The organism is Streptomyces sp. NPDC048191, assembly GCF_040652655.1.
In the GTDB taxonomy this organism is placed as follows: Bacteria; Actinomycetota; Actinomycetes; order Streptomycetales; family Streptomycetaceae; genus Streptomyces.
In genome coordinates, this window is record NZ_JBEZMO010000022.1 from 31,931 (window position 1) to 55,975 (window position 24,045).

19 protein-coding genes are annotated in these 24,045 nt (G+C 71.8%); 6 read left to right on the forward strand and 13 right to left on the reverse strand.

Translation table 11 applies throughout. The features are described 5' to 3' along the window. Positions 1-33: 33 nt before the first annotated feature. Together AB0D93_RS29375 and AB0D93_RS29380 are read right to left on the reverse strand one after the other, a co-directional pair. Complete coding sequence (locus AB0D93_RS29375; RefSeq protein ID WP_362125468.1) at positions 34-2,670, reverse strand: glycosyl hydrolase; 2,637 nt, start codon at positions 2,668-2,670, stop codon at positions 34-36. 105 nt (positions 2,671-2,775) lie between these two features. Further along, positions 2,776-3,900, reverse strand: a complete 1,125-nt coding sequence (locus AB0D93_RS29380; protein WP_362125471.1) for a GNAT family N-acetyltransferase — start codon at positions 3,898-3,900, stop codon at positions 2,776-2,778. A 720-nt stretch (positions 3,901-4,620) separates the two neighbouring features. Between AB0D93_RS29380 and AB0D93_RS29385 the strand changes: the two genes are divergently transcribed. The 4 genes from AB0D93_RS29385 (at position 4,621) to AB0D93_RS29400 (ending at position 10,010) form a co-directional block, all read left to right on the forward strand. Continuing rightward, the gene (locus AB0D93_RS29385; protein ID WP_362125474.1) at positions 4,621-7,242 is read left to right on the forward strand and encodes a TIM-barrel domain-containing protein; all 2,622 of its coding nucleotides are present in this window, start codon (positions 4,621-4,623) and stop codon (positions 7,240-7,242) included. Between the two features lie 131 nt (positions 7,243-7,373). Beyond that, positions 7,374-8,576 carry a carbohydrate-binding protein gene (locus tag AB0D93_RS29390; protein ID WP_362125477.1) on the forward strand — a complete coding sequence of 401 codons (1,203 nt, stop codon included), beginning with the start codon at positions 7,374-7,376 and terminating at the stop codon, positions 8,574-8,576. Positions 8,577-8,686: 110 nt separating this feature from the next. Next, the gene (locus AB0D93_RS29395; RefSeq protein ID WP_362125480.1) at positions 8,687-9,463 is read left to right on the forward strand and encodes a polysaccharide lyase family 7 protein; all 777 of its coding nucleotides are present in this window, start codon (positions 8,687-8,689) and stop codon (positions 9,461-9,463) included. Between the two features lie 94 nt (positions 9,464-9,557). Next, entirely contained in the window at positions 9,558-10,010 is a 453-nt protein-coding gene (locus tag AB0D93_RS29400; protein ID WP_362125483.1) for a hypothetical protein, read from the forward strand. A gap of 125 nt (positions 10,011-10,135) precedes the next feature. On the opposite strand, the gene AB0D93_RS29405 is transcribed toward AB0D93_RS29400, so the two are convergent. Together AB0D93_RS29405 and AB0D93_RS29410 are read right to left on the reverse strand one after the other, a co-directional pair. Further along, on the reverse strand, positions 10,136-13,510 hold the full coding sequence (locus AB0D93_RS29405) for a pyruvate carboxylase (RefSeq protein ID WP_362125486.1): 3,375 nt from the start codon (positions 13,508-13,510) through the stop codon (positions 10,136-10,138). A 157-nt stretch (positions 13,511-13,667) separates the two neighbouring features. Then, the gene (locus AB0D93_RS29410) at positions 13,668-14,564 is read right to left on the reverse strand and encodes a hypothetical protein (protein WP_362125489.1); all 897 of its coding nucleotides are present in this window, start codon (positions 14,562-14,564) and stop codon (positions 13,668-13,670) included. A gap of 792 nt (positions 14,565-15,356) precedes the next feature. Between AB0D93_RS29410 and AB0D93_RS29415 the strand changes: the two genes are divergently transcribed. Further along, positions 15,357-16,346 (forward strand): aldo/keto reductase, encoded by a 990-nt coding sequence (locus AB0D93_RS29415; protein ID WP_362125492.1) that lies wholly within the window; start codon positions 15,357-15,359, stop codon positions 16,344-16,346. Here AB0D93_RS29415 and AB0D93_RS29420 read toward each other — a convergent pair. The 5 genes from AB0D93_RS29420 to AB0D93_RS29440 form a co-directional block, all read right to left on the reverse strand. Next, entirely contained in the window at positions 16,336-16,572 is a 237-nt protein-coding gene (locus AB0D93_RS29420; RefSeq protein WP_362125495.1) for a hypothetical protein, read from the reverse strand. The two genes, AB0D93_RS29415 and AB0D93_RS29420, sit on opposite strands and share 11 nt — an antisense overlap. 148 nt (positions 16,573-16,720) lie before the next feature. Next, complete coding sequence (locus AB0D93_RS29425; RefSeq protein ID WP_362125498.1) at positions 16,721-17,077, reverse strand: DUF6343 family protein; 357 nt, start codon at positions 17,075-17,077, stop codon at positions 16,721-16,723. A gap of 132 nt (positions 17,078-17,209) precedes the next feature. Continuing rightward, positions 17,210-17,953: a metallophosphoesterase gene (locus AB0D93_RS29430; protein WP_362125500.1), complete on the reverse strand. Its 744-nt coding sequence runs from the start codon at positions 17,951-17,953 to the stop codon at positions 17,210-17,212. Further along, positions 17,950-18,228: a hypothetical protein gene (locus tag AB0D93_RS29435; RefSeq protein WP_362125503.1), complete on the reverse strand. Its 279-nt coding sequence runs from the start codon at positions 18,226-18,228 to the stop codon at positions 17,950-17,952. The genes AB0D93_RS29430 and AB0D93_RS29435 overlap by 4 nt, the downstream gene beginning before the upstream one ends. Further along, on the reverse strand, positions 18,225-18,911 hold the full coding sequence (locus AB0D93_RS29440; protein ID WP_362125506.1) for a hypothetical protein: 687 nt from the start codon (positions 18,909-18,911) through the stop codon (positions 18,225-18,227). The genes AB0D93_RS29435 and AB0D93_RS29440 overlap by 4 nt, the downstream gene beginning before the upstream one ends. A gap of 785 nt (positions 18,912-19,696) precedes the next feature. Between AB0D93_RS29440 and AB0D93_RS29445 the strand changes: the two genes are divergently transcribed. Then, positions 19,697-20,857 (forward strand): PP2C family protein-serine/threonine phosphatase, encoded by a 1,161-nt coding sequence (locus AB0D93_RS29445; RefSeq protein ID WP_362125509.1) that lies wholly within the window; start codon positions 19,697-19,699, stop codon positions 20,855-20,857. Positions 20,858-20,963: 106 nt separating this feature from the next. Here the strand turns inward: AB0D93_RS29445 and AB0D93_RS29450 are convergent, their stop codons facing one another. From AB0D93_RS29450 to AB0D93_RS29465, 4 genes are all read right to left on the reverse strand, one after another. Next, on the reverse strand, positions 20,964-21,464 hold the full coding sequence (locus AB0D93_RS29450; RefSeq protein WP_362125512.1) for a hypothetical protein: 501 nt from the start codon (positions 21,462-21,464) through the stop codon (positions 20,964-20,966). Between the two features lie 178 nt (positions 21,465-21,642). Then, positions 21,643-22,131, reverse strand: a complete 489-nt coding sequence (locus AB0D93_RS29455) for an SRPBCC domain-containing protein (RefSeq protein ID WP_362125514.1) — start codon at positions 22,129-22,131, stop codon at positions 21,643-21,645. A gap of 117 nt (positions 22,132-22,248) precedes the next feature. Then, positions 22,249-23,064: an SAM-dependent methyltransferase gene (locus tag AB0D93_RS29460; RefSeq protein ID WP_362125714.1), complete on the reverse strand. Its 816-nt coding sequence runs from the start codon at positions 23,062-23,064 to the stop codon at positions 22,249-22,251. 53 nt (positions 23,065-23,117) lie between these two features. Continuing rightward, positions 23,118-23,993, reverse strand: coding sequence for a helix-turn-helix transcriptional regulator (locus tag AB0D93_RS29465; RefSeq protein WP_362125517.1), 876 nt, complete (start codon positions 23,991-23,993; stop codon positions 23,118-23,120). Positions 23,994-24,045 lie beyond the last annotated feature (52 nt).

Genomic DNA, 24,045 nt, shown 5'->3' on the forward strand with positions numbered 1-24,045 from the left:
CACCGGGGCCACCCCTCCTGTCTCATCGGGCGCTCAGCGCAGGTCCCGCACCCTGACGGTGTAGATCCCGCGGCCGTGCGTCGCGGCGTACAGCGTGCCGCCGTCCGGGCTCGTCTTGAGCTGGAGCACGGCGACGGCCGGCAGGCTGCCGATCCGCTGCCAGCCGGTGCGGCCCGGGGCGCGGTAGACGACGCCGAGGTCGGTGGCGACGGCGAGGCCGCCGTCCGCCGTCACCAGCGCCGAGTCCGTGGGCACGTCGGGCAGGTTGGCCGAGACGTCCTTCCAGGTGGTGCCGCCGTCGGTGGACTCGAAGACGTGGCCGACGCCCGCGCCGGGGCCCTCGGTCCAGTGCCGGGAGAAGCCGTTGACGGCGAGGAAGACGTGGTCGGCGTTGTTCGGGTCGATGGCGAAGCCGCTGAGGTAGCGGTTCGGCACCGTCCCGTCGACCGGGAGGCTGATGTCGTGCCAGCCGGTGCCGTCCGCGTTGCCGACGGAGATGCCACGGGCGAAGCCCTGGTTGTTGCAGGGGCCGCACCAGGCGGCGTAGATCCTGCCGCCGGACGCGGCGACGGCGGTCGCGGTGCGGCCGGCGCCGAAGTCGTGGACGCTGGTCCACTCCTTGCCACTGCGGATGGCGTAGCCGTGGGTCTGGACCCAGATGTGGCGGCCGCCGGCGACCCAGGTGTTGCCGTCCTTCATGTCCGTCGCGAGCGGGGCGATGAAGCGGGCCTCGCTGGTGGCGTTGTCGGGCGGGGCGACCGAGTACGAGGTCGCCTTGGCCGGGTCGGTGGTCCAGCTGCCGTCGTTCACCGCGCAGTTCTGCGTGACCTGGACGGCGAGGTAGACGTACTCCTGGGCGATGTTGCAGCCGTTGGCGGGATCGGTGAGGGTGTCGCCGCCGTCGCCGCCGAAGTTGGAGCCCATCACCTTGTCGTTGCTCCGCAGGACGGACTGGCCGTTGTCCTGCAGGCCGCCGGTGACGGACAGGCCGCCGTGGTCGGGGTCCTTGCCGATGCCGACGGAGTAGTACTGCAGGGTGTCGATGGTGCCGTCGTTCAGGGACGTCCAGTCGGTGGCGTGGCCGGAGGCGTCCTGGGAGCCGTTCACCGGGCGCTTGTAGATGCCGCCGTCGTTGCCGACGTACACGAAGCTCTTGCCGTGGTAGCGGCCGATCGCGACGCCGTGCTGGTCGGAGTGGGTGGTCGGGTTGCAGTCACCGGTCTGCTTGGCGGGGTCGATGTTCCAGCAGGAGAAGGTGAAGTTCCAGTACGGGCCGACGGTGGACCAGTTGCCGCCGCCGTCCTTGGTCTCGTAGACCTCCTCCAGGCCCGCGTACACGTGCTGCGCATCGCCCGGGTCCACGGCCAGGAACTGGTTGTACCAGGCCTGGACGCCGGGCATGTAGCCGGCTGTCGTCAGCGCCGAGTTGTCGGCTGCCAGTCCCTTGTAGTCGGCGATCTTCGTCCAGGGGCCCGTCGGCGAGCCGGACTTGGAGACGAAGATGCCCTCCAGGCCGCTGTCCGGGTTGGTGCTCAGCTGCTCCGGGGACTGGTCGATCGCGTAGTAGCGGGAGCCGTCGGCGGAGCGGGCGAAGGTGACGTTGCCGACGTTGCCGGCGTCGGCGGGGAGGTCACCGAGACCGCCGGTGATCCGGGTCCAGGTGCCGCCCGTCTTCGTGTAGAAGCCGTTGTAGTCGTCACCGCTGCGCCAGCCGACGGCGAGGACCACCTTGGACGGGTCCCTGGGGTCGATGGCGATGTCGTTGGCGATGTTCTTGTACGGGGCGTCCGGGTCGTCGGCCTTCGAACCGCCGGGCAGGAAGTCGGGGTTGGGTGCGAACTCCCGCTTCCAGTGGCCGCTCAGCTTCCTGGTGGAGTGGCTCCACACGCCCTCGCTGGTCGCCGCCCACACCTTGCCGCCGCCGAAACGCAGCTCGTGGATGGTGGTGCTCTCCAGCTCGGAGCCGCCGACCCGGCTGCGCGCGGAGAAGGTGCCGTGGTGCGGGTGGGTGAGGACGTAGACGCCGCTGCCGAGGTAGGCGTCGGCGTTGGTGGTGGCCTCGCCGGTGCCCAGCCACAGCCGGCCGGCGCCGTCGACGGTGAGGGCGCCGGTGGACTGGGCGGGCAGCCGGTCGCTGATGGGCTGCCAGTGGCCGCCCCCGCTGCGCGAGCGCCACACCCCGCCGCCGGCGCTGCCCGCGTAGACGTAGCCGTCGTCGTCGGCGGCCACGGCGGCCATCCGGCCGGTGACGTTGCCGCCTCCGCCGCTGGAGTTGGAGTCGATGTCGCGGTAACGCGGGTCGTCGGAGTTGTACGGCAGGTCGGTGATGTTGTGCCACCTGCCGCCCGTGCTCCTGAGGTTGGCCAGATCGTGCCAGGCGGCACCGTAGGCGCCCGGGGCGACCACGCCCGGCGAGGTGCGGGCCTCGGCGTACTGGTCCGCGCCCTCGGCGATCTCGTCCGCCTCGTTGCCGTCGTCGTCCGCCGCCACGTGCGGCGACACGGCACCCACCGACTGCTCGCGTTCCTTGGCGAGTTGACCGAGGACACGGACGCCGAAGGGGCTCGGCGAGCGCCCGGAGGCGGCGGACGGGGGGATCGCGACGAGTGCGGCGGACGCGGCGAGCGCACAGACGGTGAACCACCGTCTTCTGTGGGATGGTACGGACACCAAGGGCCTCCAGGGTGCAGCGACACTGCTGACACAGGAGACCTGATCACGTCGGCGCGAAAACGTCCGCCGCTTGGCGAAATTTTGACGGGAACCTGCCAGTAACTACCGCTCCGGGAGGTGGATCCTCGGGGTGTCCGGGGAAGCCGCCACGCCCTGACTGCGCATCCTGCCCATCGTCTTCAGCAGCCGGTCGGCCGGCTCGCGCAGCTGTGGATGGGCGTTGACCGTGTTCCGCAGCCCCCGCACCGGCCTGCGCCACAGCCGGTGGGTCAGCGCGACCGGGTGCCGGCGGGCCGCGAAGCCCTCGGCGACCCGCAGCTCGCGGGTCTTGAGCCAGTCCTTGTACTCCTTGTCGCCCCGTCCGAGGTCCACGAGGGTCACCCCGTGCCGTGCGGCCGCCTCGGCGGTGCGCAGGTGCATCATCAACCCGGGTGAGTAGTAGTGCAGTTCGGGGTCGTACGCGGTGAACCAGGCCGCCAGCACCGTGCTCGAGCGGGGGCCGAAGTGGGCCGCGACCGGGCGGTCGCCCGCGTACAGCACCGACAGCACTCCGGTGAAGTGCTCCTCGCGGACTCGGAAGAGGTGGTCGACCAGGCCCACGATCCAGGGCCGGGAGAACCGGTCCATGCGGCCGGTCCTGCGGTACTGCGCCGACTTCCAGCGCATCAGCGTGCGCAGCACCTGCGGGTCGCGCTCGTCGAACTCGAAGCGCACCTCCCCGATGTCCCGGGCGAGCCGCCGTTCCTTCTTCAGCGTGGTCTTGGCCAGCCCGGGGTAGGTCCCGCGCAGCCAGTCCGGATAGCCGCCGTCGCCGGGCTTCACATCGATCACGGGTGAGGCGAAGGTGCCGGTGACATGGGGGGCGAACGGCCGCTGCTCCTGGACGAGATGGTCGAACTCGAAGATGCTGAGTCCGCAGGCCCGCAGCAGTTCCCCGGCGTTCCAGGTGACCCCGGGCCGGTGCACCAGGGCCTGGCAGTCGGACAGTCCGAGCCCGACGGCCCGCCCGGTGCCGAACGGCCCCCGCTCGTAGGGGAAGAACCCGGCGGGCTCCCCGCCCTCGCGCAGGACCGCCACCCGGACCCCCCGGCGGTACCGGCCGACGCCGATCGCGAACTCCGGTGCCAGGAAAGGATTGGAGTACTCGGGCGACTCGTCCATCGCACGGTGCCAGGCCCCGCGCAGCTCGGGCGTGAGCTCGCCGGGTCTGTGGATGGTGATGTCCACCTCAGTTCGACCGTCCTTCCGCAGGCTCCGCGAACGGTGTGCCCGAGGCGGCACAGGCCGGTGAGGCGTATGGATCGTGGCTCATGGATCGCATGGGCGACCGCTCCCCCCATGACGCGCAGAGCGCGTCCTGCCGCTGGTTCCGATGTGCGCAGAAATCCCCTCCCCGCGCGACGTCTCAAACGTCGCGAAACCGTACGCACACTGTCAAGGGTGCCTCAGGCGGCGGATGATCCGCCACGGGTCTGCCGACATCGTGACAAGTCTGCCGCTCCGGCTCCCGCAGCGGGCCCGGCGGCAGCCGGCCGCCGCGGCCCGGCGGGAGTGGCCGTCCGGCCCTCCGGGGCGCCCCGGCCGCCCGGACACGCCCACCGACGCCCGGTGCGCGGTCGTCCGCGACGAGCGCCACAACTCCCTGCCGGTGGAGCTGGACCAGCCGCTCGCGGCACCGACCCCGCCGTCGCCGACCGCATCCGCGCGGAGTTCCTCCACCGCGCCGGCCTCTCCGACCCGCTCGCCCCCGGCAGTTGGCCGTGACACCGCGTCCGGGAGCCGCGCCCTTGACATGAACCTGTACCAGCCCCGAGTCTTCGTGCGTGAAGTTGCTCGATTGAAGCCAATTTCGAGCGCGTACGAGCATTATCCGCAAGAACAGTCAGTCCGCAGTGCTGCGAGGGGAGCTGTTCCGCCGTGCAAAGACCGCGAAGACTGCGACACCGTGTGCCGTGGCCCGCCTGGGTACCGCTGGCGCTGGCGACCGCCCTGGCGGGAACCGCGCTCGCCGTCCCGGCGCCCGCCCGGGCCGCCGCCACCGCCTCCGGCGCCGTACTGGACCCCGCTCACGGCAGCGTCAGCTGGCAGAGCCCGGTCTACGCCAAAGGCACCGGCGGCGGCACCGAGAGCTGCCCGGACGCCGCGACGGACCCGGACGACAAGGTCTGCGACCGCTTCGACCTGACCGTCTCGGTACCGGACGAATACTGGGACGACAACCCCGAGGGAGGCGTGCCCCTGTCGGTCAGGTGGGAGAAGCCCTCGGACGACTTCGACCTGTACGTCTTCGACGACCACGGCAAACAGGTGGCGTCCAGCGCGGGCACCGCCGACCCGGAGGCCACCGTGATCCCGCGGGCGTCGGGGACGTACCACGTGGTCGTCGTGCCGTACGACGTGCACGACGACTCCTTCACGGGCACCGCGTACCTGCCCGCGACCACGGACGCCGGCGATCTCACGTCCTTCTCCGGTGGCGACGGCAGTTACACCGTCAAGGCGGGACAGCTCACGGCGCGCGCGGATTTCCTGACCGGGGGCCAACTGCGGCTGCAGGCCGACCCGTCCGGCTCGCTGAGCGATCCGGCGGGCACGGCGATCGTGCGCGAGCAGCCCGCACGGGAGCGGCACACCTCGTCCTTCGACGCGGGCGACTACTACGGCATCCGCTCCCCGCGGGCCGTCCTGCGTGTGTACAAGAGCCCGCTGCGCTTCGGGTTGTACAAGCCCGACAACCGCACCCGGATCTGGCAGGAGGACAAGCCGCTGCGCTGGTCGACCGGCGGGATGCGGCAGAGTCTCCAGCGGGGCGCGGACGAGCAGTTCTTCGGCGGCGGCGAGCAGAACGGCAGTTTCTCGCACCGCGGGCAGACCATGTACGTGTCCAACAGCTTCGACTGGGACGAGGGCGGTTACAACAACTCCCAGCCCTTCTACCTCTCCAGCGCGGGCTACGGCGCCTTCCGCAACACCTTCGCCCCGGGCGTGTACACCTTCGGCTCGCCGGTGACCACCGGCCAGCAGGAGCGGCGCCTGGACGCCTACTACTTCCTCGGTGACGCCAAGCAGGTCATCGGCAAGTACACGGCACTGGTGGGCAAGCCGTTCATGCCTCCGGTGTACGGACTCGAACCCGGTGACTCCGACTGCTACCTGCACAACGCCAACCGCGGCGAGCGGCACACCCTGGACGCGCTGAAGATCGCTGACGGGTACACCCAGCACCGGATGCCGCTCGGCTGGATGCTGGTCAACGACGGCTACGGCTGCGGCTACGAGAACCTGGAGCAGACCGCCGCGGGCCTGCGGGACCACCATGCCCAGCTCGGCCTGTGGACCCAGGACGGCATCGACAAGCTGGCCGACCAGGTCAAGGCGGGCCAGCGGGTGGCCAAGCTGGACGTGGCCTGGGTCGGCAACGGCTACAGGTTCGCGCTGGACGCGTGCGACGCGGCCAAGAAGGGGATCGAGGACAACAGCGACGCGCGCGGTTTCGTGTGGCTGCCGGTGTCCTGGGCGGGCGCCCAGCGCTGCGGGGTGCTGTGGAGCGGCGACCAGAAGCTGTCCTGGGACTACATCCGCTGGCAGATCCCGACCTACGCCGGCGCGACCCTCTCCGGCATCGCCTACAACACCGGTGACGTGGGCAGCATCTACCGCCACGACGCCAAGATGTACGCCCGGGACCTGCAGTGGAAGGCGTTCCTGCCGGCCATCATGACCATGGACGGCTGGGCGACCGACATCACCACCAAGAAGCCGGCCGACCAGCAGCCCTGGCTCGACGGCGAGCCGTACACCTCCGTCAACCGCAAGTACCTGCAGCTGAAGGAGCGGCTGCTGCCGTACATGTACACCCTGTCCGCCGAAGCGGCGAAGACCGGTGTCGGCGCGGTGCGTCCGCTGTGGCTGGAGTACCCGGACGACCCGGGGACGCTCACGGACCAGGCGAAGTACGAGTTCCTTTCGGGCCCGGACTTCCTCGTCGCCCCAGTGTACGAGGACTCCGACACCCGCGACGGGATCCGCCTCCCGAAGGGCACCTGGACCGACTACTGGACCGGCCGCACCTACCGGGGTCCGACCACGGTCAACGGCTACCACGCGCCGCTCGACACGCTCCCGCTGTTCGTGCGCGAGGGTGCGATCGTGCCGATGTGGCCGGAGGGGACGACGAGTTGGCAGACCCGGGACCGGCACGAGCTGGACTGGGACCTGTATCCGGCTGCCCATGGCACGAGTCGCTACACCCTGTACGAGGACGACGGGGTGACCCGCGACTTCGCCCGTGGCGCGGCCGCCACCCAGCGGGTCTCCGTGCACGCCGACGGCGACGGGACGGTCGCGTCGGTGGGGGCGAGCAGGGGCGAGTACGCCGGCAAGGTGGACGGCCGTTCCTACCGGTTCACCGTGCACGGCGGCACGGCGCCCCGGCGGGTTCTCCTCGACGGCCGCCAACTGCCCGCCTCCGCCTGGTCGTACGACCCCGGCACGCACGTCACGACCGTCGCCACGCCACGCCTGTCACTGGACCGGGGCTTCACCCTGCGCCTGGTCGACGGGAGGTAAAGGAATCGTATGGTCTAGTCCAAAGCACGGGTTGGTCTAGTCCAACTTGTTGACGCGAGCGCGACAGCTCCCGGAGGGTGGGGCTCCCCTGCTCTGGGGACCTCCCCACCCCCACCCTCTGGAGGCACGCAGTGAGACGTCTTCGGGCATGCCTGGGCGCGGCGGCCGCCGTCACGCTCGCCGCCGCGGGCACCACCGCGCTCGTCGCGAGCAACGCCTCGGGCGCGACCACCGCGCTCGGCAATCGCTGGTACGCGGCGGCCCCCTATCTGATGCCGCTGGACAACGACCCGCCGGACCCGTCCGCCATCATGGACGCGACCGGACTCAAGGCCTTCCAGCTGGCCTTCATCCTCGCCCCCAACGGGGGCGGCTGTTCGCCCACTTGGGGCGGCACCGCGTCCGTCTCCTCGGACACGGCCGTCCAGTCGATGATCAGCACGATCCGCGCCAAGGGCGGTGACGTGTCGGTCTCCATCGGCGGCTACGGCGGCACGAAGCTCGGCCAGGCGTGCGCGGACGCCGCCGCCACGGCGGCGGCCTACCAGCAGGTCATCACCAAGTACGGGCTGCACGCCATCGACTTCGACCTGGAGGAGCCGGAGTACGAGAACACCGCGGCCGTCAAGAACGAGATCGGCGCGGCCAAGATCCTCCAGCAGAACAACCCGGGGCTGTACGTCTCCGTGACGACGGCCGGCACCGCGGACGGCACCGGCTGGTTCGGCAAGCAGATGCTGCTGGAGGCCAAGTCGCAGGGCTTCACGCCGAACAACTTCTCCATCATGCCGTTCGACGGCGGCTTCAACGGCGCGGCGAGCCAGACCAGCGCGCTGACCAACTTCAACTCGATCCTGCAGTCGACCTTCGGCTGGGACCAGGCGACCGCGTACGCCCACGAGGGCTTCTCCGGCATGAACGGCCGCAGCGACACGGGCGAGATCTTCACCCAGGCCGACTTCCAGACCGTGCTGGACTACGCGACCAGCCACAACATGGACCGGTTCACGTTCTGGTCCCTGAACCGCGACCGCCAGTGCAACCCGCCGGACAACGGCGGCCGCACGTCCGGCACCTGTTCCAGCGTGGCCCAGAACTCCTGGGACTTCGCCAAGTACTCGGTGAAGTTCGCGGGCGTCACGCCACCGACCACCACGCCGACCCCGACACCCACGCCCACCTCCTGCAAGACCGCCTGGAGCGCCTCTTCGGTGTACACGGCCGGCAACGAGGTCTCGTACGGCCGGCACAACTGGAAGGCCAAGTGGTGGACCCAGAACGAGGTGCCCGGCGCCTCGGAATGGGGGCCGTGGCAGGACGAGGGCGCCTGCTGAACCTCTTGACGTGTTTGGTTCAGACCTCTAGCTTCTCGGGTCACCAGCGACCAAGGATGCGTTCAGCGTTCAGAATGTTGAACGCATCCGGTCCGACGAAGGGACCCCCCATGACCCGAGTCCGGCTCCTCGCGGTGCCGACCACCGCGGGCCTCGCCCTCGCGCTCGCCCTCCTCGGCAGCCCCAGCGCGCTCGCCGCGGACCCGCACGTCGCCCCCGGCGGCAACTTCGACCTGTCCGTCTGGGAGCTCCAGGAGCCCGTGGGCTCCCCCGGCAGCCCGACCACGATCCCGTCGTCCCGGCTCCAGGGAGCGAACGGCTACCAGGACGCGTACTTCTACACCGACACCCGCGACGGGGCCATGACCTTCTGGGCCCCGGAGAAGGGCGTCACCACGCCGAACTCGAACTACGCCCGCTCCGAGCTGCGCGAGATGAACCGCGACGGCAGCGCCGCCGACTGGGCGCTGTCCGGCTCGCACAGGATGAGCGCGACCCTGCGGGTGGTCTCGGTGACGAAGAACGTGTGCGTCGGGCAGATCCACCTCGGCAGCGGCGGCTCCTCCACCAAGCCCCTGCTGGAGCTGTATTACCACGCCAACGGCGACATCGTCCTCGGCACGGAGAACTCGCCGTCCGGCGGGCAGACCGCGCACACCGTGGGACATGTGTCGATCGGGAAGACCTGGAGCTACACCATCGCCGTCTCCGGCGGGAACACCATCGACCTGACGGTCAACGGCAGCACCACCCACTACGCCATCCCGTCGTCCTTCCAGCAGTACAAGCAGTACTTCAAGGCGGGCTCGTACAACCAGTCCTCCTCGGACAGCACCACCAACGGTGCCCGCGTCGCGTTCTACGGCCTGACCGTCAAACACGGCTGACACGCGCCCCGACCTGCGCGACTGGTGCAATCGGCCGTACGGTCGTAGCGTCGAGTGAACGCGGTCGGACACAGCACGACGGGTGGGAGCGACCATGCGCGGATCAGTGATGGGTACGGCGGTCACCCTTGCGGCAGGCGCCCTTCTGACGGCGGCCATGACCACGGCCTCGGCGAATCCGCCGGCCACGGCCGCCAAGGCCGATACGCCGCGCCCCGTCCTCGTCGACTGCTTCTGGCGCCAGAACGTGCGCCCGGCCGACTTCATCCTGGCCTGCGGCGACGGCAACAGCCGCCTCGCCGGGCTCCGCTGGTCGCAGTGGAGCCCGGACGAGGCGACGGCCACGGGCGTGAACCTGGTCAACGACTGCAAGCCGAACTGCGCGGCCGGCCGGTTCCACGGCTACCCCGTGACCGTCCGGCTCGACGAGCCCAGGCCGTGGAAGAAGAACCCGGGCGTGCAGCACTACACCCGGATGAGCCTCACCTACGAAGACGCCCGGCCCGAGGGCTTCCAGCAGGTCATGACCTACCCGCTCTGGAACTGACGCCCCGCCGCGCTGCTCGCACGGCTCCGGCGGCGTCTCGACGGTCGGCTGGGGCCGTGCGCGCGGATGCGTGGGCCGCGGCCGGATCCCGGCCGCGGCCCACGGGGCGTCAGGCGCTTGGCATGTCAGTCGAGTTCGACCAGCAGGTCGCCGCCCTCCACCTGCTGGATGCGGTTGATGGCCAGCCGTGACACCCGGCCCGCCTTCGGCGCGGTGATGGTGGCCTCCATCTTCATCGCCTCGATGGTCGCGACGGTGGCGCCGGCGGCGACCTCGTCGCCCTCGGTCACCGCCAGGGTCACCACACCGGCGAACGGCGCCGCCACATGGCCGGGGTTGGCGCGGTCGGCCTTCTCCGTCACCGGCACGTCCGAGGCCGCGGCCCGGTCGCGGACCTGGATGGGCCGCAACTGTCCGTTGAGCGTGGACATCACCGTGCGCATGCCCCGCTCGTCCGCCTCACCGATCGCCTGCAACTCGATCAGCAGCCGGACGCCCGGCTCCAGGTCGACGGCGTACTCCTTGGCGGGACGCAGTCCGTAGAAGAACGCCTTGCTGTCCAGGACGCTGGTGTCACCGAAGGCCTGCCGGTGGGTGTCGAACTCCCGCGTCGGGCCGGGGAACAGCAGCCGGTTGAGGGTGGCGCGGGGGTCCTTGGCCAAGCCCTCGCGGTCCTCGGCGGACAGGTCCGGCGCGGGCTTGGCCGCGGCCCGGCCGTTCAGGGCCTTGGTGCGGAACGGCTCGGGCCAGCCGCCGGGCGGGGTGCCCAGCTCGCCGCGCAGGAAGCCGATCACCGAGTCCGGGATGTCGAACCTGTCGGGCGTCTCCTCGAAGTCCTTCGGGGAGACGCCGGCGCCGACGAGGTGCAGGGCGAGGTCGCCGACCACCTTGGAGGACGGGGTGACCTTGACCAGGCGGCCGAGGATGCGGTCGGCGGCGGCGTACATCGCCTCGATGTCCTCGAAACGGTCGCCGAGGCCGAGGGCGACGGCCTGGGTGCGCAGGTTGGACAGCTGGCCGCCGGGGATCTCGTGGTGGTAGACCCGGCCGGTCGGGGAGGCGAGGCCCGCCTCGAAGGGCGCGTAGATCTTGCGGACGCCCTCCCAGTACGGCTCCAGGTCGCCGACGGCCTGCAGGTCGAGGCCGGTGGGGCGGTCGGAGTGGTCGGTGGCGGCCACCAGCGCCGACAGGGAGGGCTGGGAGGTCGTACCGGCCATGGAGGCGACCGCGCCGTCCACCGCGTCGGCGCCCGCCTGGATCGCGGCGAGGTAGGTGGCCAGCTGGCCGCCCGCCGTGTCGTGCGTGTGCAGGTGCACGGGCAGGTCGAACTCGCGGCGCAGCGCGGAGACGAGCTTGGCCGCGGCCGGGGCACGCAGCAGTCCGGCCATGTCCTTGACCGCGAGGACATGGGCGCCGGCCTCGACGATCTGCTCGGCCAGGCGCAGGTAGTAGTCGAGGGTGTAGAGCCGCTCCGACGGATCGTTGAGGTCGGCCGTGTAGCAGAGGGCGACCTCGGCGATCGCGGTGCCGGTCTCGCGCACGGCCTCGATGGCGGGGCGCATCTGGCCGACGTCGTTGAGGGCGTCGAAGATGCGGAAGATGTCGATGCCGGTGGCGGCGGCCTCCTGCACGAACGCGTCGGTCACCTCGGTCGGGTACGGCGTGTAGCCGACGGTGTTGCGGCCGCGCAGCAGCATCTGCAGACAGATGTTGGGCACGGCCTCGCGCAGGGCGGCGAGCCGCTCCCAGGGGTCCTCGGCGAGGAAGCGCAGCGCCACGTCGTACGTCGCGCCGCCCCAGCACTCCAGGGAGAGCAGCTGCGGCAGGGTGCGGGCGACGACCGGGGCGACGGCGAGCAGGTCCTTGCTGCGCACGCGGGTCGCGAGCAGGGACTGGTGGGCGTCGCGGAAGGTGGTGTCGGTGACGCCGATGGTCGGCGACTCGCGCAGCCTGCGGGCGAAGCCCTCGGGGCCGAGGTCGACCAGCAGCTGGTGGGAGCCGGCCGGGGGCTCGCCGGCCGGCAGCGGCGGCAGCTTGGTGACGGGGTCGAGCAGGTCGGGGCGTTCGCCGTGCGGCTTGTTGACCGTCACGTCGGCGAGGTAGGTGAGCAGCTTGGTGCCGCGGTCCGCGGAGGAGCGGGACGTGAGCAGGTGCGGGCGCTGCTCGATGAAGGAGGTGGTGACCCGGCCCGCCTGGAAGTCGGGGTCGTCCAACACGGCCTGCAGGAACGGGATGTTGGTGGCCACGCCCCGGATGCGGAACTCGGCCACGGCACGCCGGGCGCGGCCCACGGCGGCCCTGAAGTCCCGGCCCCGGCAGGTGAGTTTGACCAGCATCGAGTCGAAGTGCGCGCTGATCTCCGTACCGGCGTGGGTGGTTCCGCCGTCCAGGCGGATGCCGGAGCCGCCCGGGGAGCGGTACGCGCTGATCCGGCCGGTGTCCGGGCGGAAGCCGTTGGCGGGGTCCTCGGTGGTGATACGGCACTGCAGGGCGGCGCCGCGCAGGGTGATGGTGTCCTGGGCGAGGCCGAGGTCGGCGAGGGTCTCGCCGGAGGCGATGCGCAGCTGGGCCTGGACCAGGTCGACGTCCGTGACCTCCTCGGTCACGGTGTGCTCGACCTGGATGCGCGGGTTCATCTCGATGAAGACGTGGTTGCCGGCGGGGTCGAGGAGGAACTCGACGGTGCCGGCGTTGCGGTAGCCGATCTCGCGGGCGAAGCGCACCGCGTCGTCGCAGATCCGCGCCCGTACCTCGGGGTCGAGGTTGGGGGCGGGGGCCAGCTCGATGACCTTCTGGTGGCGGCGCTGGAGCGAGCAGTCGCGCTCGTAGAGGTGGATGACGTTGCCCTCGCCGTCGGCGAGGATCTGCACCTCGATGTGGCGCGGGTCGACGACGGCCTTCTCCAGGAAGACGGTCGGGTCGCCGAACGCGGCGTCGGCCTCGCGGGAGGCGGCCTCGATGGACTCGCGCAGCAGGGCGGCGTCCTCCACGCGGCGCATGCCGCGCCCGCCGCCGCCCGCGACGGCCTTGACGAAGACGGGGAAGCCGATGTCCTCGGCGGCGCGCACCAGTTCGTCGACATCGTTGGACGGCTGGGAGGAGCCGAGCACGGGCACGCCGGCGGCGCGGGCGGCGGCGACCGCGCGGGCCTTGTTGCCGGTCAGCTCCAGGGTGGCCGCGCTCGGGCCGACGAAGGTGATGCCCGCCTCCTCGCAGGCGCGGGCCAGTTCCGGGTTCTCGGAGAGGAAGCCGTAGCCCGGGTAGACGGCATCGGCGCCGGCCCGGCGGGCGGCGCCCACGATCTCCTCGACGGAGAGGTAGGCACGCACCGGGTGCCCCGGCTCCCCGATCTCGTACGCCTCGTCGGCCTTCAGTCGGTGCAGCGAGTTGCGGTCCTCGTGCGGGAACACGGCGACGGTGCGCGCGCCGAGCTCGTAGCCCGCCCGGAACGCGCGGATCGCGATCTCGCCACGGTTGGCGACCAGCACCTTGCGGAACATCCTGGATTCCCTTCAGCTGCCTGCCGGCGACGAACACCATGGTGTCTGCCACGCCCTGCCGTACCTCGCGGGCCACCTTAGGGGGTGGCCGCGCGTGTCCACGTGCGAAAACCATCACACCGACGGGGTGGTCGGCGCCACACGCGGACGCGGCGGATCAGCACTCCAGGGACGTCATCGCCGTGTCCGTCGCGCGCTCGGCGGGCGAACGCTCGGCGGTCGCCGGAGCGGGCACGGCACGGGGCGGCGCGGGAGCGGTGGCCTCCGGGCCGGTGGGCGAGGGGGTGGCCGTCGTCCCGCCCGGCTCGGGCCCGCCCTTCCGGACGAGCAGCAGGGACCCCAGGCGTGCCCGCAGTCGTGCGCCGTGGCCGTGCAGGAGACCGAGGACGATCGCCGAGCCCACCGCGATCAGGTGTTCTCGGCCGGCCAGGTTGGGGACGGCGACGGACTCCCACACCATCGAGCCGCCGGTCAGGGTGAACACCACGGGCGCACGCTTGATCACCGAGAGGTAGGTGAACAGGCCGACCACGGCCGCGGACGGTCCGGTGTCCAGTACCTGCCCGTACGCGTGCGGCAGCCCGAAGCCGCACCAGCCGGGACCCGCCGCGATCATCATGCGGGCGGTGAGCGTGCCGGCCACGGTGGTGGCGTAGGAGATCGCCAGTGTCCGGGCCCGGCCCAGAGCCAGTTCGGCCCAGGCGAAGGCGAGGAACAGCTGGGTGATGCCCGCCCAGACCGGCAGATCGAGGGCGGGGACGTACAACGACACGGGCGTGCGCAGCAGCGACAGCCACAGCGGGAGGTCGGCCCTGACGCCGCCGAGCCGCGTCACCCACACCGCGCCGAGCGGGTGCTGGGCGATCGCGTGGAAGAAGATGACGCCGAACGCGGCGACGGACGCCAGCAGCAGTCCGGACAGTCCGCGCCGCGCCAGCCGCCGCACCGGCTCGACAACGATGGCGTGCCACTCGCCCCTCAGCGTGCGCCCCGTGAAACGGGCCGCCCGTGCGAGCAGCACGCGGCACCGGTCGACGCGCCCCTCAGTCGTCATGAGACACGGCAGCCCATCGCCTTCGCTCCCCCGTCATGTCTATCGCCCCCTTCACCCCGCGTCCGGTATTCCGGTCACAGGGCGTTTTCCCGTCATCCGCCCGTTCAGGTCGCCATCGTAGAGATGTACGGATCTTGCCCGGTCTCCCACCCCGCGCGCGGGGCCCGGCACCGGCGCCTCAGCCGGAAGCGCCGCCCGCGGTCTGGAACGCGCCGATCAGCCGCTGGTCGCGCTGCTGTCGTTCCGACATGCGCCCGGTCCCTCCCCCGGTGTGGGCCTCTGTGGTGGTGAGACCCGATCGGTGACAGTTCAGCGAGCCGGGGGGCGGGCGTCAAGATCCATTGCCGAGGCACGCGGGTGTGGGAAGACCCACAGGTCCACAGCGGCGGAATCCGGGCCGGGAAGGCAACCTCCACCCCCTCGGATCCGTCCTCCAGTACAGGCTCCTGTTGCAGCTCGGCGGGGTGCCCGGGACCGGAGTGCGCGAGCCGTCCTCTTGACGGCAGACGCACGGGTGTGACCGCTCCGTGTTCCCCGGCGAGGCGGACTGGTCCGCGGTGATCGGGAAAACCTGCCGGTGCCGGCGACGGAACTGCGCACCAAGACGGTGGTCACCCAGAACGACCTGTACGAGCTGCCGGTCAGGCTGGATTCCTGATCCCGGCCCGGAGCGTTGCTTGACTTGGAGAGCGCTCCAACTCGTAGCGTCGCAGACGTACGGCAGCTGAGGGCCTTCTCCGCGTGCCGCACGGAGCGACCACACCGAGTGTGCAGGAAAGGCTGGGACACCACATGCAGAAGCGCAGTCTGCGGGACCTCCAGGTATCGGCCATCGGCCTCGGATGCATGGGGATGTCCGCCTTCTACGGCTCCGCCGACCAGGACGAGGGCGTCGCCACGATCCGACGCGCCCGCGAGCTGGGAGTCACCTTCCTCGACACCGCCCAGGTGTACGGCCCCCTCACCAATGAGTCCCTGGTCGGCGAGGCGATCCGGGGGCACCGCGACGACTATGTGATCGCGACGAAGTTCAACTACCGGATGGACGACGCCGTGCCGGGCGACATGAGCACGATCGGCCGGCAGGACGGCTCCGCGGAGCACGTGCGCAGCTCGGTCCACGGCTCGCTGCAGCGGCTGGGCACCGACCACATCGACCTGTACTACCAGCACCGCGTCGACCCGAACGTACCCATCGAGGAGACGGTCGGCGCGCTGGGCGAGCTGGTCGCCGAGGGCAAGGTGCGGCACATCGGGCTGAGCGAGGCGAGCGCGGAGACCATCCGCAGGGCGCATGCGGTGCACCCGGTCACGGCCGTGCAGACCGAGTACTCGTTGTGGACGCGGGACGTGGAGGCCGAGGTGCTGCCCGTCTGCCGGGAGCTGGGCATCGGCTTCGTGCCGTACTCCCCGCTCGGCCGCGGCTTCCTCGCGGGCCGGTTCAGTTCCCCGGACGAGCTGGACGAGAACGACTTCCGCCGCAACAACCCGCGCTTCACGGACGCCAACCTGGAGGCGAACCTGCGGCTGGCGGCCAAGGTCAAGGAGATCGCCGCCGAGAAGGACGTGACGCCGGCCCAGCTGGCCATCGCCTGGGTGCTGGCCCAGGGCGAGGACCTGGTGCCGATCCCGGGCACCAAGCGGCGCACCTACCTGGAGCAGAACGCCGGCGCGGTCGGCATCGAGCTGACCAAGGAGGACCTGGCCCGCATCGACGCGGAGCTGCCGTCCGCGGCGGGTGAGCGGTACGACGAGGCCGGGATGCGGGCCGTCAATCGCTGAGCGGGGCGCCGCGGTCACGGCGTCTCGCATAGGCGACCGTCAGTGCTCCGAGGAGGGGACCCCACAGGAGCAGGGGCGTGTAGCAGACGTAGAGGGACAGGGCCTGCCAACCGCCCACCCGGGTCGGGAAGTCGGCGGGCAGCCGCTCGCCCGTGATCGTCCTGCCCGCGATCTCGGTGAGGAAGGTCAGCACCGTCCACAGCAGGGTCGGAGCTGGCCGGGGCACCGGACGTCAAGCGGCCGCTGCGCCTGCTGGGCGCCGACCGGGCTCTACTGCCACCGTCGCGGCGGGCGCGCACGCGGTGACGAAGAACGCGCCGTGGCCGCCTCAGCAGCGGGAGGTGCTGGAACTGCTCACGCGCCTGTACTGAGGCTCAGCGCCGGGAGCCGGGCCGGGAGGTGTCCGCGGCCCGCTCCCGCCGTCTGCGCCCCGTCACCACCACGAGATCCAGCGCCGCGGCCAGCGTGAGCACACCGCACACCACCGCGAGCGCGGTCAGTGGGCCGCTGCCCGGGCTGTCGCCGGGGCCCTGCCGCGCGGCCCAGAGCGCGAACCCGGCGGTCGCCGCCGCGAACAGCGGCAGGAAGACGGCGGACAGCAGTTGCCGCAGCCGCAACGCGCTGCGGGCCGTGGCCGGTTCGGTGCCGGTGGGCGGCGAGCGGTGACCGGGCACACCGAAGCGCGACCGGGGGCCCGGCGCCGCCGTACGCCCGCGCTGCTCATCACGCATGGGGACCTCCTCCGGGACGCTGCCGAGCCGCGGCCGGGCTCCTCCCCCGGCACGCGGAGGCGGGCCGCGGGCGGGGTGCCGGCACGGGGACTCGACGCTCGTCCGGCCGTGTCGGCCCGGCCGGGGCGGCGCTCACGCCGGCGCCTGCTCCCCGCGGGCCGGCAGGTTGTAGACGTGGAACGCCTGGCCGATGACCGGCTGGGCCACGTTCCGCACACGGACGCCGCCGCTGGTCATGCCGTGCTCGGTGCCGGCGTGGGCGTGGCCGTGCACGGCGAGGTCGGCGCCGGCGGTGTCGATCGCCTCGGCGAGGAGATAGCTGCCGAGGAACGGATAGATCTCCGGCGGCTCCCCGGCCAGGGTGTCCGGCACGGGCGAGAAGTGGGTGAGGGCGATCCGCGCGTCGCAGTCCTGGTCGGCGAGGTCCTTCAGGGCGGTGTGCAGGCCGTCGGCGCACCGGCGGCTGTAGCGGACGAACTCCTTCATCAGCGGCTCGCCGAACTCCCCGGCGCACCGTCCGACGAAACCGCCGCCGAAGCCCTTCGTGCCGGCGACCCCGATCCGTGCCCCGTCGGCGCCGACGACGGCGGACTGGCCCTCCAGGACGTGGGCCCCCGCGTCCCGCAGGATCGCGGCGACCTCCCCGGGACGCTCGTCGTGGTGGTCGTGGTTGCCAAGAACCGCCACGACCGGCACCCCTAGGTCCTTGATCTCCCGTGCGACGACAGCGGCCTCCTCGGTGGTGCCGTGCCGGGTGAGGTCGCCGGCGAGGAGCAGGACGTCCGCGCACTCGTGCAGCGTCTCGAACGACGGGCGCAGCGTGCCCTGGCTCTCGGGGCCCATGTGGATGTCCCCGACGGCCGCGATGCGGATCATGTCAGGTCCTCTCCGTGGTCGGGCGAGGAGGTTCCGGCGACCAGGATGTCGCAGTGGACAGGATGCCCCGTCAGTTCCTCGCGGGCCAGGTGCAGGATGTCGTCCCGGCACCGGGTGGACGGCACGGTACCGGTCAGCAGGACGGCGTCGCCGCGCAGTTCCAGCCGTACGCCGAGTTCCCCGCACTCCCCGGCGGCCAGGCGCTCGGCGAGGTGGGCGACGCGGTAGTCCAGGTTGCCGGCCGCCGGGGGTGGCGGCGGGCTGGTGTCGGTCATGGCTGCCCCTCCTGGGGGTCGATCACGTTCAGCCGTTCGAGGAGGAAGAGGAAGGCGGCGGGCATGGGCTGGTCCCCGCCCGCCGCCCGGACCTCGTCCCAGTCGACCTTCTCGCGGACGGCGCGGGCCACCGGCAGGACGGCACCGAAGTCGCAGTAGTGCTCCGAGAAGGCGCTGATCAGGCTGTGGATCAGGTCGGTCGCGGACAGGACGGGCATCAGCACCGAGTCGACCGGCAGGACGGGAGCGCGCTCGAGCATGTCCTTGGTCACGGGCTGATGCGCGAGAGCGAAGATGATGTCGACGTTCTGCCCCTGACAGGTGGTCTTCAGCAGCCAGTCCTCGGGCGGGGTGCGGACGGGCAGGCCGGCCTCGCGCAGGGTGGCGGCCACCGCCTCGGCGTCGTCGCGCAACACGCAGAAGTCGGCGTCGTGCTGGAGATAGCGGCTCCCGCCGTGGGCGTACACGGCCACGCTGCCGGCGAGCGCGAAGGGGTGGCCGGCCCGTTTGAGCAGGGCGCCGATCTCCTTGGCGGCCTCCAGGATGGCCTGGCTGCGGTCCTGCGGCAGCTCCGCCTGGCCGGGTGCGGGCGTGGTGGACCGGTCCGGGCCGTCCGCGGCGAGACGGAGTTCGGTGACCTCCGGTCGCCTCAGGGGCGCGGTGTCCTCCCCGTTGTGCGTCATGGCGTCTCCGTTCACGGCACGCTCCACTCCCGGACCGGCCGGTGCGGCTCCGGGAGCCGTACGGGTACCCGGCGCGAGGTCAGCGACACGGCGCGCGGCCTGGCGCTCACGCACCTGCCCGGCCCACCACGACCTGGGCCGGAACCGACGGCGACCGCCTGTGCGCAGCCGCGCCGCCATGGCCCGGCGTAACCACGACACGGGTGCCCCGGCCCGCACTTCCGCGGCGACACGGTGACCGCCTGGGGGCGGCTTGGGCGGCACACCCCGGCATGATCACGGCACCGGCCTCCCGCCCCGCACGTCCGCCACAGCACCGCGAACACCCGTGCACGGCGGCGGCGCCATGCCCCGGCGCGATCAGGAAGCCCCGGCCCGCACGTCCGCCGCCCCACGGCGAACGCCCGCGCACGGCCTCCCCGGCGTAACCACGGTACGGGTGCCCCGGCCCGCACTTCCGCAGCGGCACGGCGAGCGCCTGGGCGCGGATTGGGCGGCACACCCCGGCATGCCACGAAACCCGTCTTCCGCCCCGCACGTCCGCCACGGCACCGCGAACGCCCGTGCACCGCAGCGGCGCCATGTCCCGGCGTAACCACGGCACGGGCCCCCCGGCCCGCGCTTCCGCGGCGACACGGCGAGCGCCTGGGCGGGGCTGCGCCGTCCCATGCCGGCATGATCAACACACCGGTGTCCCGGGCTGAGCTTGCCGCGGTGGATGCGGCGGAGCCGGGCCGCGGCCGTACTGACGTGCGTCGTGTCCGGCCCGGGAGCACGCTGTAGGAATGAGACCCCGGCTCAGGGCGCTCCCGCGGCGGCCATGGCAGTCGACACACGCTCTGCTGCTACTCCCGGTCGTGCTCATCGTGGTGATCACCGTGGTGGACATGCAGACACCCCTCAACGTCCACCTCGGCCCGGCCCTGGTGATCGCGCCCGCGATCACCCTCTCCTTCGCCGGGACCCGGGCCACGGCCGCCGTCGGTGTGCTGGCACTGGCCGCGCAGATCCTGATCGGCTTCACCCACGGCGGGATCGGTACCTCCAACCACGTGGTGCAGATCATCACTCTCGCGGTGCTCTCGGTGATCCTGGTCGTCTACAGCGCCCTGCGCGAGCGCCACCGGGCCCAGCTGGCCCAGGTCCGCACGGTCGCCGAGGCGGCGCAGCACGTACTGATGTGGCCGCTGCCCGAGCAGATCGGCCCGCTGCGGATCGCGTCCCTCTACCTGGCCGCCGAGGACGAGGCACAGATCGGCGGCGACCTGTACGCGGCGACGCTGTGCGAGGGCGCGGTACGCGTCCTGATCGGCGACGTCCGCGGCAAGGGCCTGCCCGCGATCGGCGAGGCCGCGCTGCTGCTCAGTGCCTTCCGGGAGAGCGCACACCGGCACGGGTCGCTGGCGCACCTGGTCGACACGCTGGAGCAGAGCGTCACCCGGTACTCGGCCGATCTGGAGCCGGAGGAGGAGGCGGGCGAACGGTTCGCCACGGCGCTGCTGGTGGAGATCCCGGACCGCGATCCGATCACCCGGATGACCAGCTCCGGCCATCCGCCGCCGCTGCTGCTGAGCCCCGGTCACGCCGTCACGGTCCCGAGTCTGCACCCCTCGCCGCCCCTCGGGGTGCACGCGGGTGCCGAGCACACCCTGGACGTGTTCTCCTTCGAGCCCGGTGACACGCTGCTGCTCTACACCGACGGCGTGGTGGAGGCCCGGGACGCGCAGGGCCGGTTCTACCCGCTGGCGGACCGCGTCGCACGGTGGACGGACGACAGTCCCGAGGCGCTGATGCACCACATCCGGCGCGACCTGCTCGCGCATGTCGGCGGCCGGCTGGGCGACGACGCCGCGCTCATCGCCCTGCATCGCACGCCCGTCGAGCGGCGCCGTCACCACGGTCGTGACGCCGTACGGCAGGCCACGGCCACCGCCGAGCACCGCTAGGGCCTCGCGCTCGCCCGCTCGAACGCTCGTTCAACGACGCACGGTGCGTCAGGGCAGGCGTGAGCCCCGCCCCGAGTGGGGGCGGGGCGGGACCGCACGCCCCCCGTCAGCGGACCGACTTGAGGTCGGTGATCTTCAGGGTCTTCAGGTCGGACTGCACGTCGATCCTGCTGACCTCGGCGTGCGGCCCGTCGCCCCAGGTGAGGGTGACCCGGCTGGTGGCGTGGCCGGCGCCGGAGCCGGTGTAGGTCACCTTCCACTTCACCGGCACGTTCTGCGCGAAGAGGATGCCGTCGGCGTGCTCCTTCTTCTCGAAGGCGGCGACCTTCTTCTGGGCGGCGGCGGAGAGGTAGAAGGCGCGCAGCGCCTTGGCGGCGTCGCCGGCGGACTTGTCGTCGGTCGCCCAGACGGCGTCGATGTAGGAGCCGTAGAAGTCGGCCACGTGCTGGGTGACGTTGCGCGGGTCGCCCTGGGCGGAGGACACGGCGGCCGCGCGCGTGGTGTGGCCGGCGGTGGTCCCGGCGAGGGCGGGCGCCACGGCGGCCAGAGTGAGGCCTCCGGTGAGGGCCACGGCGCTGAGCAGGGTCTTGCGACTACGGATGGACATACGTCCCATTCCCCCCGTTACGTAACGACCAGGCTGATCCCGGCCGTCGACGGACCTTAAGACCTCATTTCCCTCGCGCCGGTTCCGCTTCCCCCGGCTTTTTTCCCACTCGATTCGCAGAACATGAGGCCGCCGGAAGGTTGTGCCGAATTCCGGACGCGTTTCCGCGCCCTTTCGGTCATTCCGCCTCGGCAGGCCGGCGGGGGTCCGCTCGCTCGACGAACCGGGCGAGGTTCTCCAGGGCCATCCGGGTACCGAGTTCGTTGTCCTCGCGGGGGATGCCGTCGGGGACGCCCTCGTGCAGGATCTCCACGTCCGTGCCGCCACCGTCGGCCGCGGTGAGCGTGGTCGTCATGGTCATGGTCTCGCGCACGGCGTCGTCGTCCGTCTCGAACGCGAACACCTCCACGACCAGGGTGTCCGGCACGAGCCTCGCGAAATGCCCGTGGTAGGTGTCCGTGTGCCCGCCCGACTTGCCGGCGGCCGAGGCGTCGTCGTAGGTGAGGGAGACCCGGAAGGTGCCGCCCTCCCGGGCGTCGAAGGTGTGGACGCGGGCGGTCATGCCGGCCGGGACGCGCCAGGCCGCGATCGCGGCGGCGTCGGTCAGGGCCCGGTAGACGGCATGCGGGGGCGCTTGCACGCGCCGGGAGACTCGCGTGGCGTACATGGGCTCACGCTATCGGCCGCGGGGCCGCCCGTGCCGCCGAACGAAAGGGGCGGGGCCGGGGTCCGGGAGGTGGGTGCGGACCCCGGCCCCGGGTCTGCGGGGCCTGCCGGTGGTCCGTCAGGGCTTGCGGGCGACCGCGCCGTACATCGCGATGTCCTCGTCACGGATGTCCTTCTCGCCCGTGCCGTCGGGACGCCACTTGTGCACCTGGACGATGCCCGGCTCCGCCAGCTCCAGGCCCTCGAAGAACTCGTGGGCCTCGTCGATGGTGCGCAGCCGCATCGGCATGTTGCGGGCGGCGTACTCGCGGGCGACCCGGCCCACCTCCTCGGGCGCGAACTCGGCGGTGCCGATGGTCATCGCCAGATGGCTGCCGGACGGCAGCGGCTCCAGCAGGCGGTGTACGACACCGACCGCGTCGTCCTCGTCGAGCATGAAGTGGACGATGGCGATGACGGTGAGCGCGACCGGCTCGTCCAGGTTCAGAGTCTCGCGCAGTTCGGGCGCGTCCAGGATGGCCGCCGGGTCCCGGAAGTCGGCCTCGATGTACGAGGTACGGCCCTCCGGCGCGCTGGAGAGCAGGCCCTGCGACAGGGTGAGGACGATCGGGTCGTTGTCGACGTACACGACCCGGGACGCGGGGGCCACGGCCTGGGCGATCTCGTGCAGGTTGGGCGAGGTCGGGATGCCCGTGCCGATGTCCAGGAACTGACGCATCCCCGCCTCCTCGGCGAGCCAGCGCACGGCGCGGTTCATCCAGTCGCGGTTGGCGCGCATGTGGACCGGGAGCGCGGGCCACTCCCGGGCCATCGCGTCGCCGGCCTCCTTGTCGGCGGGGTAGTAGTCCTTGCCGCCGAGGATGTAGTCGTAGATGCGGGCGGAGTGGGCGTTCTCGGTGTCGATGCGGTCGGCCGGCCATCCGTTGTCGGGCAACGCCGTGTCTCCCATTCGGGTCGGGTTCGGGGGCTTGCGGACGAACTGGTGCGTCACAGCTCCTTGCGGATCGCGCCCAGCAGGGCCTCGGTCTTGCGGGCGGGCGTGGCCTGGGCGCCGAGCCGGTCCAGCGCCTCCCGGTAGACCACGACGTCGTCGGCCTTGTCGAGGTAGACGGCCCCGACCAGGCCGCTGAGGTAGACGATGTCGGGCAGTTCGCGCGCCCGGAACCGGAAGAGGTGGTAGGCGCCGGCCCGCATCGCCGGGTGCGGGCCGTTGGTGAACGGCATGAGCTGCAGGGTCACATGGGGCAGCCGGCCCACCTCGACGAGGTGGTCGATCTGCGCGCGCATCACCTGCGGCCCGCCGACCGGCCAGCGCAGCACGGTCTCGTCCATCACCACCCACACCCGCGGCGGCGCCTCGCGCGACAGCAGCTCCTGCCGGCGCATGCGCAGCGCGACCCGCCGTTCCGTGGCCTCGGCGCAGGCGTGCGGGTTCTCGGCACCGAGCAGGGCACGGGCGTAGTCCTCGGTCTGCAACAGGCCGTGCACGAACTGGTTCTCGTACGCCCGGATCTGCAAGGCGGCCTGTTCCAGGCTGAGGTAGGCGGCGAACCAGTCGGGCATCACATCGCGGTAGGTGTGCCACCAGCCGCGCTTGTTGGCCTCGCGCACCGACTGCAGGAAGGTGTCGATCTCGTCCCGGTCGGTGACGCCGTAGACCTGGAGCAGCTTCTCGGCGTCCGTGAGGCGCAGCCGGGCCACCTTGGCGGCCTCCATGCGACGGATCGTGGAGTGGCTGACGCCGATGGCGGCGCCCGCCGCGTCGTAGCTGAGACCGGCCCGGGTCCGCAGCTCCTCCAGCTGCCGGCCGAGGATCATGCGCAGGACGGAGGGGGCGCCGCCCCAGTCGGTCTCCGCGGTCACACGCACCCCCCTCAACGGTCACCCGGGGACACCGTCGCACACGATCGCTTCC

Coding starts and splice junctions, on each gene's coding strand:
- AB0D93_RS29395 (WP_362125480.1), top strand. CDS start 8,687: ATGACCCGAGTCCGGCTCCTCGCGGTGCCGACCACCGCGGGCCTCGCC.
- AB0D93_RS29400 (WP_362125483.1), top strand. CDS start 9,558: ATGCGCGGATCAGTGATGGGTACGGCGGTCACCCTTGCGGCAGGCGCC.
- AB0D93_RS29405 (WP_362125486.1), bottom strand. CDS start 13,510: ATGTTCCGCAAGGTGCTGGTCGCCAACCGTGGCGAGATCGCGATCCGC.
- AB0D93_RS29410 (WP_362125489.1), bottom strand. CDS start 14,564: ATGACGACTGAGGGGCGCGTCGACCGGTGCCGCGTGCTGCTCGCACGG.
- AB0D93_RS29415 (WP_362125492.1), top strand. CDS start 15,357: ATGCAGAAGCGCAGTCTGCGGGACCTCCAGGTATCGGCCATCGGCCTC.
- AB0D93_RS29425 (WP_362125498.1), bottom strand. CDS start 17,077: ATGCGTGATGAGCAGCGCGGGCGTACGGCGGCGCCGGGCCCCCGGTCG.
- AB0D93_RS29430 (WP_362125500.1), bottom strand. CDS start 17,953: ATGATCCGCATCGCGGCCGTCGGGGACATCCACATGGGCCCCGAGAGC.
- AB0D93_RS29435 (WP_362125503.1), bottom strand. CDS start 18,228: ATGACCGACACCAGCCCGCCGCCACCCCCGGCGGCCGGCAACCTGGAC.
- AB0D93_RS29440 (WP_362125506.1), bottom strand. CDS start 18,911: ATGACGCACAACGGGGAGGACACCGCGCCCCTGAGGCGACCGGAGGTC.
- AB0D93_RS29445 (WP_362125509.1), top strand. CDS start 19,697: ATGAGACCCCGGCTCAGGGCGCTCCCGCGGCGGCCATGGCAGTCGACA.
- AB0D93_RS29450 (WP_362125512.1), bottom strand. CDS start 21,464: ATGTCCATCCGTAGTCGCAAGACCCTGCTCAGCGCCGTGGCCCTCACC.
- AB0D93_RS29455 (WP_362125514.1), bottom strand. CDS start 22,131: ATGTACGCCACGCGAGTCTCCCGGCGCGTGCAAGCGCCCCCGCATGCC.